Source organism: Agromyces salentinus (assembly GCF_009749395.1).
Lineage (GTDB): Bacteria > Actinomycetota > Actinomycetes > Actinomycetales > Microbacteriaceae > Agromyces > Agromyces salentinus.
On the sequence record NZ_WBIR01000009.1, the window covers coordinates 21,894 to 34,511 of the forward strand.

At 70.1% G+C, this 12,618-nt stretch carries 11 protein-coding genes; 7 read left to right on the plus strand and 4 right to left on the minus strand.

What is annotated here, in order from left to right; translation table 11 throughout:
• The first annotated feature begins 53 nt into the window (after nt 1-53).
• On the plus strand, nt 54-1,016 hold the full coding sequence (locus GQQ95_RS10515; RefSeq protein WP_157427626.1) for a glycosyltransferase family 9 protein: 963 nt from the start codon (nt 54-56) through the stop codon (nt 1,014-1,016).
• On the opposite strand, the gene GQQ95_RS10520 is transcribed toward GQQ95_RS10515, so the two are convergent.
• Together GQQ95_RS10520 and GQQ95_RS10525 are read right to left on the minus strand one after the other, a co-directional pair.
• Nucleotides 1,013-1,876: a sigma-70 family RNA polymerase sigma factor gene (locus GQQ95_RS10520; protein ID WP_157427627.1), complete on the minus strand. Its 864-nt coding sequence runs from the start codon at nt 1,874-1,876 to the stop codon at nt 1,013-1,015. The two genes, GQQ95_RS10515 and GQQ95_RS10520, sit on opposite strands and share 4 nt — an antisense overlap.
• Before the next feature lie 198 nt (nt 1,877-2,074).
• Nucleotides 2,075-4,177 carry a glycosyl hydrolase family 28-related protein gene (locus GQQ95_RS10525; RefSeq protein WP_157427628.1) on the minus strand — a complete coding sequence of 701 codons (2,103 nt, stop codon included), beginning with the start codon at nt 4,175-4,177 and terminating at the stop codon, nt 2,075-2,077.
• A 342-nt stretch (nt 4,178-4,519) separates the two neighbouring features.
• Between GQQ95_RS10525 and thrS the strand changes: the two genes are divergently transcribed.
• Complete coding sequence (gene thrS / locus GQQ95_RS10530) at nt 4,520-6,463, plus strand: threonine--tRNA ligase (RefSeq protein ID WP_246205411.1); 1,944 nt, start codon at nt 4,520-4,522, stop codon at nt 6,461-6,463.
• Nucleotides 6,460-7,041, plus strand: a complete 582-nt coding sequence (locus GQQ95_RS10535) for an HIT family protein (RefSeq protein WP_246205397.1) — start codon at nt 6,460-6,462, stop codon at nt 7,039-7,041. The genes thrS and GQQ95_RS10535 overlap by 4 nt, the downstream gene beginning before the upstream one ends.
• Before the next feature lie 107 nt (nt 7,042-7,148).
• Here the strand turns inward: GQQ95_RS10535 and pdxY are convergent, their stop codons facing one another.
• Entirely contained in the window at nt 7,149-8,000 is an 852-nt protein-coding gene (gene pdxY, locus GQQ95_RS10540) for a pyridoxal kinase PdxY (protein WP_157427630.1), read from the minus strand.
• Nucleotides 8,001-8,031: 31 nt separating this feature from the next.
• Nucleotides 8,032-9,378 (minus strand): aminotransferase class I/II-fold pyridoxal phosphate-dependent enzyme, encoded by a 1,347-nt coding sequence (locus GQQ95_RS10545; protein WP_425482570.1) that lies wholly within the window; start codon nt 9,376-9,378, stop codon nt 8,032-8,034.
• A 114-nt stretch (nt 9,379-9,492) separates the two neighbouring features.
• On the opposite strand from GQQ95_RS10545, the gene pdxS reads away from it, so the two are divergent.
• The 4 genes from pdxS to GQQ95_RS10565 all read left to right on the plus strand — a co-directional run bounded on the left by pdxS (nt 9,493) and on the right by GQQ95_RS10565 (nt 12,618).
• A complete protein-coding gene (gene pdxS / locus GQQ95_RS10550; RefSeq protein ID WP_157427632.1) occupies nt 9,493-10,383 on the plus strand; it encodes a pyridoxal 5'-phosphate synthase lyase subunit PdxS in 891 nt (296 codons plus the stop codon).
• The gene (pdxT, locus tag GQQ95_RS10555; RefSeq protein ID WP_157427633.1) at nt 10,380-11,027 is read left to right on the plus strand and encodes a pyridoxal 5'-phosphate synthase glutaminase subunit PdxT; all 648 of its coding nucleotides are present in this window, start codon (nt 10,380-10,382) and stop codon (nt 11,025-11,027) included. Before pdxS ends, pdxT begins: the two co-directional genes overlap by 4 nt.
• Nucleotides 11,028-11,243: 216 nt before the next feature.
• Nucleotides 11,244-11,774, plus strand: coding sequence for a DUF1697 domain-containing protein (locus tag GQQ95_RS10560; protein WP_157427634.1), 531 nt, complete (start codon nt 11,244-11,246; stop codon nt 11,772-11,774).
• A gap of 82 nt (nt 11,775-11,856) precedes the next feature.
• Entirely contained in the window at nt 11,857-12,618 is a 762-nt protein-coding gene (locus tag GQQ95_RS10565; protein WP_157427635.1) for a YebC/PmpR family DNA-binding transcriptional regulator, read from the plus strand.

A 12,618-nucleotide genomic window follows, 5' to 3' on the forward strand; every position in this document is an offset into this window, starting at 1 on the left:
TAAACCTCGCCGCGGCAGTTCTTCCCGCGGCCCTCATCTGCGATGGTGGGGGAGTGCCCAACGACGACACCCGACCGGTCCTGCTGGCCCTGCGCGCCCTGAAGCTCGGCGACCTCCTCGTCGCCGTCCCGGCGCTGGCCGCACTCCGGCGCGGCTTCCCCGAGCACCGCATCGTGCTCGCCACCACGGGTTGGCTGGCCCCGATCGTCGACCTCGTCGACGGTGTCGACGAGTTGCTTCCCACGCCGGGGCTGTCGCGGCCGCTCGATGTGGAACCGGGAACGATCGACATCGCGGTGAACCTGCACGGGCGGGGCCCGGAGAGCGGCGACCTCCTCGATGCCGTGCGACCCCGGCGCCTCATCGCACATGCGCCCGATGCACCCGACGGTCCCGAATGGGTCGATGGCATGCACGAACGGGAGCGGTGGACGCGACTGGTCCGCTCGGCCGGCGTCCCCGCGGATGCCGACGAGGTCGCCATCGCGGTGCCGCCCCGGGCGCCCGTGATCCACGGCGCGGTGGTCGTGCATGTCGGCGCGTTCTACGGAGCACGTCGATGGCCCGCCGACCGATTCGCCGACGTGGCGCGCGCGCTCATCGCGAACGGCCACCGGGTCGTCTTCACCGGCGGTGACGAGGAACGCGATCGAGCCCTCGAGGTCGCCGCGCTCGCCGGATCCCCGGTCGAGGCGGTGCTCGCGGGTCGGGTCGACCTCGCCGGGTTCGCCGCGGTGATCGCGGCCGCCGAGCTCGTCGTCACGGTCGACACGGGCGCGGCGCACCTCGCTTCGGCCTACGGCATCCCGTCCGTCGTCATCTTCGGGCCGGCCCCGCCGGAGAGCTGGGGACCGCCGCAGACGGGGCCGCACATCGTACTCACGGATGCGGCGAAGCGGCGCGGTGACGTGTTCGTGGACGACCCCGACCCGGCGCTGCTCGCCGTGGGCGTCGACGACGTGCTCGCGGCGATCGCGCGCCTGGGCGTCGGCCCGGCGCGGACGCCGCCGGGCTAGGCGCTGCGCCGTTCCGCCTGGGGGATGGCGGCGGCATCCGTCCGGGTTCCCCGGCCGGCGTCACCGAGGTCGTCCAGGTGCTCCTGCAGGCGCCGCAGGATCTGCGCGAGGATGCGGGAGACCTGCATCTGCGTCACCCCGATCTCCTCGGCGATCTCGACCTGGGTCCGCTCCTCGATGAAGCGCAGGTAGACCACGCGGCGTTCGCGCGCGGTCAGGCACTGCAGCGCGATCCGCAGCGACAGGCGGAGGTCCGCCCGCTCGAGCCGCTCGTCGACCACGCCGATGGAGGCGCCGAGCGGCGTGTCGTCGTCGGTCTGGCCGGCGTCCAGTGACACGGGGTGCAGGCTGGTCCGGGTCCCGACCGCCTCGGCGACCGTCTCGGGCGCTGCCTCGAGGTATCCGGCGAGGTCGGCGACGGTGGGCTCGCGGTGCAAGGTCTGGGCGAGTTCGGCCGTCGCCGTGGAGACGGCGAGGCGGAGCTCCTGCATCCGCCGCGGGGGACGGATGAACCATCCGTTGTCGCGCAGGTAGCGCTTGATCTCGCCGGAGATGGTCGGAACGGCGAACGAGATGAAGTTGTCGCCGCGATCGCGATCGAACCGGCGCACGGCGTTGAGCAGGCCGATGCAGCCGACCTGGCGGAGATCGCTCTGGTCGCGGTATCCGCTCGCGAGCCGCCGCACCAGCCCGTCGACGAGGTCCAGGTGACGCAGGACGATCGCGTCCTCCGCCATGCGTCGCCGGCTGCCGCTCAGCGGTTCGAGTTCCGCGAACCTGTCGCTGGTCCAGTGCTGACGGGCCGCCCACTCCGCGGGCCTCGTGTCTGCCGCCGTGCGGTCTCCGACCTGCTCACCCATGTCGCGCCTCCTCCGCCATTCGAGGACGGGTCCGCCGGTCGACGGCCCGTTGCTCGAAGGGAAGCACCGGGGCAGCACTTCTCGATAGACGATTGCCATGGAGGAGAAGAAGCGTTATAACGCTGCTCCGGTCTCGCGACCGGAGCAGCGTCGTCGTCTGCGCCGTGACGCGTCAGGAACGGGCGACCCGGACCGCCGTCACCACGGGCTGGGCGCAGGTGGCGCCACCACCGGAGGCCGGTCATCGCACGTGATCGTGTTCGGGAGCATCCACGGGGCCAGCCAGGCGCCGCCGGCTCCGCCGCCGTCATTGCCGCCCAGGTCGACGAGCGAGAACTCCGAACCGGTCGGCCCGAAGTTGAACGCACCGCAGTTGTTGACCCCGACGGCCCCGACGTTGCGGGCGTCGACGTTCTCGAAGGTCGCGAAGCCGGCGACCCGGGCGCTGACGACCGACGTGCCGGTCCCATCGATCCGGAGGTCCGCGAAATGCACGTTCGTGATCGAGTACAGGTCCTTCACCGGCCAGTCGGCCACGAGCATGATCGCGTTGTAGGTGCTGTCGAGGAAGTGATTCCCGACGACGCGGATGTCGGCGTCGATGGAGCGATCGAGCGCGTAGAGCCAGATGGCGCCCAGCCCGATGTTCCAGTTGAGCTCGTAGGTTCCGGCGCGCACGGTGGTGTTGTCGGTGATCGACAGCCCGCCCGTGAACGGCTCGGCGCCGAAGCGGGACCCGACATGGAGGCCGCTGCCCTCGCGGATCGGATCGGCGATGAGGTTGCCGGACACCGTGTTGTCGGTGCCGCCGTAGATCGCGATGCCGTTGGCGAGGGTGGGCGTCTGCACGGTGTTGCGGGAGAAGGTGTTGTTCGCGTTCGCCTCGTGCTCGGACCACATGGCGAGGCCGTCGTCACCCGAGTTGCGCACGAAGTTGCCGGTCACGGTCGAGTTCGTGACGCCGGTGTGGAAGTTGAGCGCGTCCGCGACCTGGTCGACGATGATGTTGTCCTCGACCACGAGGCCGTCCATCGGCCCGTCGAACCACATGCCGACCTTCGTGTGCCTGATGTGCAGGCCGCGGATGCTCGAGTCGCTCATGGCGCCGCCGACGCCGTTCACCTGATCGGTGTCGATGCGCTCGCGCACGTCGCCCTCGATGGCGAAGCCCGAGAGGTGCACGTTCGTGCTCCCGCCGCTCGCGGCATCCTTTCCGTAGAAGCCGACGCCCGTGTGCACCGAACCATCGGGCGACGGCTCGTCCAGGGCCACCTCCCGGCCGCGGATGACGGTGTACCAGTTGCCGGCGCCCTCGATCGTGACGTCGTCCACGATCAGGTGACGGCTGACGGAGAACACCCCCGGCGGCACGTAGACCGGGAGGTCGCGCTTCTGCGCGAAGGCGATGGCGCGCTCGAACGCTCGGGCCGCGTCGCGCCGCCCCGTGGGGTCGGCTCCGAACAGCAGGACGTTCGCGGCCTTCAGGCGAACGTGCGGCGGCCCGACACGCTCGGTGTCGATGAGGTCGATCGTCGTCAGGGCCGCGGTGGTGCGCTCGGGGGCGGTCAGGCGGATCACGTCGCCGGCCCGGTACGTCTTCGGCAGCAGCATCCGCTGCTCATCGTAGAAGTGCATCGGGCGGAACGGGGTCGCGACCTCGTAGCCCTCGCCTGGCACGCAACCGCATTCGGTGATCCACCAGTCCGGATGCAGCAGGCCGGCGTTCGGGTCGTTCGTGAACGGGTACTGGTTGTAGAGCCAGGAGTACTCGGAGGTCAGTTGCATGGTCCTCGCCCTGCCGCCGTTCACGGACACCTCGAGCGGTGCTCGGATGCCGCCTCCGTCGGGTGCGTCGGGGATGCTGTACCTGACCGTGACCGCGTTGGTGCTGGCCGGGAGCGTGAACTCGACGTACTGGCCGGGCGCCAGTTGCACGGCGCTGCGTCCGGATGCCTCGGCCGGCAGCGTGTACGCGTCGCGGCCCGGCCCGATGCGCGTACCGGTGTGCACGGCGTTCTCGGCCTCCTGCTCGAGGAAGGCGGTGTCCGCGCCGCGGCCCGCGACGAGCGCCGGGTCGAGCGCCGCGCGCGTCACCACCGGTTCCGGGGCGGAGCGCGTGTGCACCTCTCCCGAGACGGCGGTCGTGCCCGTGGCCGCCGACGCGGTCAGCGGGCCGGACACCGCCGTGCTCAGCGCGACGGCGGCGACCAGGAGGACGCCCCGGGTTCGGCGGAGCGGGGACGTTCGGGGATCTCGCGTTCGACTCGCTCGGGCGTCGTGGATCTTGTCACGGGTCTTCATCGACTCGTTCCTCTCGCGTGCGTCGTGCGCCGACGGTCCAGGCCTCGGCGATTGAGGCGAATGTACGTCCGGCCACGTCGTGCTGACAAGGCACACCGCGCAACTGTCGAGGGAATGTCGAGTTCTTGCAGAACCTGGCGCAAGCACGTGCAAGCCGTGCACCTCGGTTCCCCGCCTGGCGCAAGTCCGGGCGCAAGCGTCCGCGGGAGTCCGGGAGGGCGGATGCGGCGCCAAGACGGTGCCCACCACCGCACTACAGTTGAAGGGTTCATCTCAACTCGCAGGGAGTGGTTCACAGTGGCCGACGGTTTCGAGCTCTTCACCGATCGTTCCGTTGTCGCGATGCGCGTCAACGGCGAGCTCAAGGATCTCGCGACGACGGTGAGCGACACCGACGTGGTCGAGCCCGTCACGATCGACTCGGCCGACGGCCTGTCGATCCTCCGGCACTCCGCGGCCCACGTGCTCGCACAGGCGGTGCAGACGGTCAACCCCGAGGCGAAGCTCGGCATCGGCCCGCCCATCACCGACGGGTTCTACTACGACTTCGACGTGGCCGAGGCGTTCAGCACCGATGACCTCAAGGCGCTCGACAAGGAGATGGCCCGCATCATCCGTCAGGGCCAGCGCTTCATGCGCAGGGTCGTGACCGAGGACGAGGCGCGCGCCGAGCTCGCGAACGAGCCCTACAAGCTCGAGCTCATCGGGCTCAAGGGCGCCGCCGGACACGGCAAGGGCTCCGGCGACGACCACGAGGCCGTCGAGGTGGGCGCCGGCGAACTGACGATCTACGACAACGTCGACCCGAAGTCGGGCGACGTCGTCTGGAAGGACCTCTGCCGGGGGCCGCACCTGCCGAACACCCGCATGATCGGCAACGGCTGGGCGCTCCAGCGCGTGGCCGGCGCCTACTGGCGCGGCAGCGAGAAGAACCCGCAGCTGCAGCGCATCTACGGCACCGCGTGGCCGACGAAGGACGAGCTCCGCGCCTACCAGCAGCGACTCGAGGAGGCCGCCAAGCGCGACCACCGCAAGCTCGGCAAGGACCTCGACCTCTTCTCATTCCCCGACGAGATCGGCTCCGGCCTCTCGGTGTGGCACCCGAAGGGCGGGGTCATCCGCGGCGAGATGGAGCAGCACGCCCGTCGGCGACACATCGAGGGCGGCTACACCTACGTCTACACGCCGCACATCTCGAAGGAGGACCTGTTCCTCACCTCGAACCACCTCGTCACGTATCGGGAGGGCATGTTCCCGCCCATCGTGATGGACGAGGAGCGCGATGCCGACGGCAACATCACCAAGGCGGGCCAGGACTACTACCTGAAGCCCATGAACTGCCCGATGCACATCCTCATCTACAAGGAGCGCGCGCGCAGCTACCGGGACCTGCCCATGCGGCTGGCCGAGAACGGCACGGTCTACCGCAACGAGCTCTCGGGCGCACTGCACGGGCTCACCCGAGTGCGCGGCTTCACGCAGGACGACTCGCACCTCTTCGTGACCCCCGAGCAGCTCGAGGAGGAGGCGACCCGCGTGCTCGAGTTCGTCATCTCGATGCTGCGCGACTTCGGCCTCGAGGACTTCGAGCTCGAACTCTCCATGCGAGACGACGAGAAGTCGAAGTGGATCGGGTCCGAGGAGTTCTGGGAGTACTCGACGAACGCACTGCGCAACGTCGCGGTGGCGAGCGGGCTCAAGCTCACCGAGGTCCCGGGCGAGGCGGCGTTCTACGGCCCGAAGATCGACCTGAAGACGCGCGATGCGATCGGCCGCACCTGGCAGCTCTCCACCGTGCAGGTCGATCCGAACCTGCCCGAGCGGTTCGAGCTCGAGTACATGGGTCCCGACGGCGAGAAGCACCGGCCGATCATGATCCACCGTGCACTCTTCGGATCGATCGAGCGATTCTTCGCGATCCTGCTCGAGCACTACGCCGGCGCCTTCCCGGTCTGGCTGGCTCCCGTCCAGGTCGTCGGCATCCCCGTGGCCGAGGAGTTCGCGCCGTACCTCGGCGCGGTCATCGCCCGCCTGCGGGCGTCCGGCGTCCGGGCCGAACTCGACTCGAGCGACGAGCGCATGCAGAAGAAGATCCGCACGCACACCACCCAGAAGGTGCCCGTGCAGCTCATCGCAGGAGAGCAGGACCGCTCCGGTGAGACCGTGTCGTTCCGGTTCCGCGACGGGACCCAGACCAACGGGGTTCCGATCGACGAGGCCGTCGAGTTGATCCTCGGCGCGATCGCCACGAGGAAGCTCGTCAACACGGCCGAGGACCTGGCGTGACCGACCCGTCGTCGGGTCCGGGCGCGAGCGATGCGGTGCCCGGGCTCGTCGACGCGGCGACCCTGCCCGGCGTGCCCGATGGGTTCCAGCGGCTCTGGACGCCCCATCGCATGGCGTACATCACCGCCGGTGCCGACGCGATGCGCGCCACGTGCCCGTTCTGCGCGGCACCCGGGAAGTCGGATGCGGACGGGCTCATCGTGCACCGCGGGCGCACCGCCTACGTGCTGCTGAACCTGTTCCCCTACAACTCCGGTCACCTGCTGGTCTGCCCGTACCGCCATATCGCGACCTATGACCAGGCGACGTCCGAGGAGGTGGCCGAGATCGGCGAGCTGACGCAGGTCGGCATGCGCGTGCTCCGCGAGGTGTCGCGGTGCGACGGCTTCAACATCGGCATGAACCAGGGCGCGGTCGCGGGCGCGGGGGTCGACGAGCACCTCCACCAGCACGTCGTGCCGCGATGGGCCTCCGACGCGAACTTCTTCCCGATCATCGCCAGGACGAAGGCCCTGCCTCAACTGCTCGGCGACGTCCGCGAGGCCGTCGCCGGGGCCTGGCCCGATTCGGCCGCGTAGTCACGCGCCCGGTCGTCGACGGGCAGGGGAGCGGCTGTCCGGCGGTTCCGTTGCGTGTACGACGGCGCGCGACATCCGGCGCTCGAAGGACGAGCGGATGCCGCGGCTCAGCGGACCCGACGCACCGTGAACTGCATCCGCGGGTTCGCGTACGCGTCCTGCGACTCGACGAGCTGCAGCTCGCGCTCGCCCGACTCGTGCGTGCGCTCGAGCAGGTCGAACACGCTGGACGTGGTGCGCGCGAGCGCGTCGGCGGCGTCGCGCGTGCGCAGGTAGTGCGCCGTGAACAGTGCGGCGCTCACGTCGCCCGATCCGTTGGCCTTCATCGGCAGGAGCGGGGTCTGCACGATCCAGGCACCGGCGTCGTCGACCGCGAGCATCTCGATGGTGCCCTCCTCACGATCGGGCCGCTCCACGCTCGTCACGAGCACGGCGGAGGGACCCGTCGCGCGCACGAGGTCCACCGAGGCGAGCGTCGACTCGAGCGTGTCGGGCTCCGTGTCGGTGAGGAAGCCGAGCTCGAACTGGTTGGGCGTGATCAGGTCGGCTGCGGGCACGACGCGGTCGCGGAGCAGGACGGGAATCGCGGGGGCCACGAAGCATCCGGACTTCGCATTGCCCATGACCGGATCGCACGCGTAGATCGCGTCCGGGTTGGCGGCCTTGACCCGGGCCACCGCGTCGAGGATGACGTCGGCGATGCCCTCACCGCCCTGGTAGCCCGACAGCACGGCATCGATCCCGGGGAACGCGCCGCGCTCCTCGATGCCCGTGATGACCTCGCGCACGTCGTCGGGGCTGATCATCGGCCCGCGCCAGGCGCCGTAGCCGGTGTGGTTGGAGAAGTTGACGGTGTAGACCGGCAGCACCTCGACCCCGATGCGCTGGAGGGGGAACACGGCCGCCGAGTTGCCGACGTGCCCGTAGGCCACGGCCGACTGGATCGAGAGAATCTTCACCGATCGATCATCCCACCTTGGACGTCGCGGCTCATCCCGCAGCCCTGGCCGGCTCGGCGTTCGCGCGCACGGCACTGACCGAGGCGACGAGGTCGTCGGAGAGCTTCTGCAGGTCGGCGTCGTCGAGCTCGTGCACGGTGAGCCGGAGACGTTCGGACGGTGCACGCTCGCCGAGCGCGAACTCGTCGCCGGGGCGGGCGAGCCAGCCCCGGCGCATGAGCTGCTCCGACACCGCGCGGGCGGGGGCACCGAGCGGGACCCAGACGTTGAGCCCGTCGCCCGGCCGGGTCGGGATGCCCCCGGCGGTCAGCATGCCGGCGAAGCGTTCGTTGCGGGCCGCGTAGTGCTCGCCCGCGGCGCGGATGCGGGCGGAGACGTCGGGATCGGTCGCGAGCGCGTGCACGAGTCGCTGCAGGAGGTGGCTCACCCACGTGGTGCCCGGCGTGAGCCGCATGGCGAGGCGGTGGGCCGTCTCGGGGTCGGACGCGGTCACGGCGAGGCACATGTCGGGGCCGAGGAACTTGGACACCGAGCGAACGAGCGCCCAGCGTCGGTGATCGGGGTCGATCAGCGAGTGGTAGGGGAGGCGCGACAGCAGGGAGTAGTGATCGTCCTCGATCACCAGGACGTACGGATGCTCCCTGAGCACAGCGCGGAGGTCGGCGGCGCGGCGTGCGGTGAGGCTCGCTCCGGTCGGGTTCTGCGCGCGCGGCGTGCAGATGACCGCACGGACGCCCTGCTCGAGGGCGGCCCGAAGGCCGGCGACGGTCATGCCCTCCTCGTCGACCGGCACGGGCACGGGGCGATACCCCGCGATGCGGACGGTGTGGATGCTCGTGAGGAAGCACGGGTCCTCGAGCGCCACGGCGTCGTCGCGGGTCAGTGCCTGGGCGAGCAGGCGCTCCATCGCGTCGGCGGCCCCGCTCGTGACGGTGAGGCGGGGATCGCAGCCGGCCGGCAGGTCGCCGCCCATCCATGCCTCGGCCCAGGCGGCCAGGTCGGGGTCGATCACGGGCTCGCCGTAGAGCACTGGCCTGCCGGCGACGCGGGCCAGTGCGTTGGAGGGGTCGGGGATCCGGGACGGGTCGGGATTGCCGGTTCCGATGTCGCGGAGGGCGGTGCCCGCCGCGAAGCCCTCCTGTGCGACCGCGGCCGCGCCCGCCACGAGCGTGCCGCCACGGCCGCGCGTGACCACGGCGCCGGCGTTCGTCAGCTGCCGATAGGCGGAGACCGCGGTGTTCCGGTTCACGCCGAGATGCTCGGCGAGGGCGCGGACCGAGGGGAGCGCGTCGCCGGGGCGGAGCGCTCCCCGCTCGATGAGCGTGCGCAGGCTGTCGGCGATCTCGGCGGCCGATCGGCCCTCGATGTCGGTGATCACGTCACACCCCTTCCGGTGGTCTTCGCCCATGCTATCTTTTGGCCTAGGACAATAGTTCTGTTGGTCTGTTCCGATGCGCGACCCCCGCTCGCGCACGTCCGAGAGGATCCCCCTGTGACCGTATCCGAGACGGGTTCGAGCCGCGTGAAGCGCGGTCTCGCCGAGATGCTGAAGGGCGGCGTCATCATGGACGTCGTCACCCCCGAGCAGGCGCGCATCGCCGAGGACGCCGGCGCCGTGGCCGTCATGGCGCTCGAGCGCGTGCCCGCCGACATCCGCTCGCAGGGCGGCGTCGCGCGCATGAGCGACCCCGACCTCATCGACGCGATCATCGCCGAGGTGTCGATCCCCGTCATGGCGAAGGCGCGCATCGGCCACTTCGTCGAGGCGCAGGTGCTGCAGGCCCTCGACGTCGACTACATCGACGAGTCCGAGGTGCTCTCGCCGGCCGACTACGTCAACCACATCGACAAGTGGGCGTTCAACACCCCGTTCGTGTGCGGCGCGACGAACCTCGGTGAGGCGCTCCGCCGAATCAACGAGGGCGCGGCGATGATCCGCTCGAAGGGCGAGGCCGGCACCGGCGACGTGTCCGAGGCCACGAAGCACATCCGCAAGATCTCCTCCGAGATCAACGTGCTCCGCTCGATGACGAAGGACGAGCTCTACGTCGCCGCCAAGGAGCTCCAGGCCCCCTACGAGCTCGTGCTCGAGGTCGCCGAGACCGGCAAGCTCCCGGTCGTCCTCTTCGTCGCCGGAGGCGTCGCGACCCCCGCGGATGCCGCGATGATGATGCAGCTCGGAGCCGACGGCGTCTTCGTCGGCTCGGGCATCTTCAAGTCGGGCAACCCCGAGGCGCGTGCGGCCGCGGTCGTGAAGGCGACCACGTTCTACGACGACCCGTCCGTGATCGCCCAGGTCTCGCGCGGCCTCGGCGAAGCGATGGTGGGCATCAACGTCGCCGACCTCGCGGCACCGCACCGCCTCGCCGAGCGCGGCTGGTGACGACGAACCTTCGAAGCGAGTCGCTCGACGCGGGCGGCCGGCCCTCGGCCGGCCCCCGCGTGGGCGTGCTCGCCCTCCAGGGCGACTTCCGGGAGCATGCGAAGGTGCTCGCGCTGCTCGGTGCCGAGGTCTCGCTCGTGCGCCGCCCCGCTGAGCTCGCCGGCATCGACGGCCTCGTGATCCCCGGAGGGGAGTCGAGCGTGATGGACAAGCTCGCGCGGATGTTCGGGCTCGCCGAGCCGCTGAGGGCGGCCATCGCCGGCGGGCTCCCCGTCTACGGCACCTGCGCGGGCCTCATCATGCTCGCGGACACCGTGCTCGACGCCATCGCCGGCCAGGAGTCGCTGGGCGGGCTCGACGTCGTCGTGCGGCGCAACGCCTTCGGCTCGCAGAACCAGTCGTTCGAGACCGACCTCGCGATTCCCGCGCTCGGCGATGAGCCGGTGCACGCGGTCTTCATCCGCGGCCCGGTGGTCGAATCGGTGGGCGCGTCGGCGACCGCGTTGGCGAGCCTGGAGGACGGGCGCGTCGTGGCCGTCGAGCAGGGCAACCTGCTCGGCACCAGCTTCCACCCCGAGATCACGGGGGAGCACCGGTTCCACGAGTACTTCCTCGGGAAGGTGCGGTCCCGCGCGAACCCGTGATCCGTCGGTTGGTGCGGAGGGCCGCGAGCCGCGGAGTGCAATCACCGCGAGCCGACATTCATGGCGGAGTGGCATCGATGCCCAGCCGGCAATGCGCTCAGGGCATTGATCCTCGACCCGAGGATGGCGACATCGCATCGCTCGCGCCCCTCGCGACCGCCCATCGACTCCACCCGAACTCGACGCACGATCAGCGCCGGCGGTAGCGTCGATCGCGTGACGGAATACATCGCCCTGCTGCGCGGCGTGAACGTCGGCGGCATCACGGTGAGGTCGGCCGACCTCCGCGAGCTGTTCGAGGCCCTGGGCTTCACCTCGGTGCGCACGGTCCTCGCGAGCGGCAACGTCGCGTTCGAGCACGGCGGCCGCGAGGCATCCGCGAAGCTCAAGGCGCGCATCGAGGCCGCGCTCGGCGACCGCTTCGGCTACGAGGCGTGGATCGTCCTGCTCACCCGCGCCCAGTTGGCGGAGGTCGTCGCGGCCTTCCCGTTCGACGAGCATCGCGAGGGGTGGCATCCGTACGTGCTGTTCGGGTCGGATGCCGCGCATCTCGAGGCGCTCGCGGATGCCGCCGGCGAGCTCGATCCGGACGACGACGTGATCGCGACCGGCGCCGACGTCATCTACTGGCACAACCGCCGCGAGCGTGGCGTCGACAGCGCGTTCGCGAAGTCGACCGCGAAGGCCGTGTACAAGCGCACGACGACCAATCGCAATCTCCGCACGTTGCACAAGCTCCTCGGATGAACGGCCCCTGAAGGCCCGCTGACCTAGAATGGTGACGCGCGGGCCGTGAGACGGCCGCACGAGAATTCGATTCAGGAGACGCATGTCCGGGCATTCCAAGTGGGCGACGACCAAGCACAAGAAGGCGATCATCGATTCGCGTCGTGCGAAGTCGTTCGCGAAGCTCATCAAGAACATCGAGGTCGCTGCGAAGATGGGCGGCGCCGACATGTCGGGCAACCCGACCCTCGTCGATGCGGTGCAGAAGGCGAAGAAGACCTCTGTTCCCAATGACAACATCGATCGGGCCATCAAGCGCGGGGCGGGCCTCACCGGTGAGTCCATCGACTACGCGACGATCATGTACGAGGGCTACGGCCCCAACGGCGTCGCGCTGCTCGTCGAGTGCCTCACCGACAACAAGAACCGTGCGGCCGCCGAGGTGCGCACGCTCATGAGCCGCAACGGCGGCACCATGGCCGACCCGGGATCCGTGGCCTACAACTTCGCCCGCAAGGGGGTCATCGTCGTCGCCAAGACCGACGGCCTCACCGAGGACGACGTCCTCGCGGCCGTGCTCGACGCGGGCGCCGAGGAGGTCACCGACGAGGGTGAGACCTTCGAGGTCATCACCGAGGCATCCGACATGGTGGCGGCGCGCACGGCCCTCCAGGAGGCCGGCATCGACTACGACTCGGCCGACGCGGCCTTCGTCCCGTCCCTGAAGGTCGAGATCGACGCCGAGACGGCACGCAAGGTGTTCCGCCTCATCGACGCGCTCGAAGACAGCGATGACGTGCAGAACATCTACAGCAACTTCGATCTCTCGGCCGAGGTCCAGGCCGAGCTCGAGTCCGAGGAGTAG

Bases quoted from the DNA above. Each gene is read 5' to 3' on its own strand.
- GQQ95_RS10520 (WP_157427627.1), bottom strand. From the start codon at position 1,876: ATGGGTGAGCAGGTCGGAGACCGCACGGCGGCAGACACGAGGCCCGCG.
- GQQ95_RS10565 (WP_157427635.1), top strand. From the start codon at position 11,857: ATGTCCGGGCATTCCAAGTGGGCGACGACCAAGCACAAGAAGGCGATC.
- thrS (WP_246205411.1), top strand. From the start codon at position 4,520: ATGCGCGTCAACGGCGAGCTCAAGGATCTCGCGACGACGGTGAGCGAC.
- GQQ95_RS10525 (WP_157427628.1), bottom strand. From the start codon at position 4,177: ATGAAGACCCGTGACAAGATCCACGACGCCCGAGCGAGTCGAACGCGA.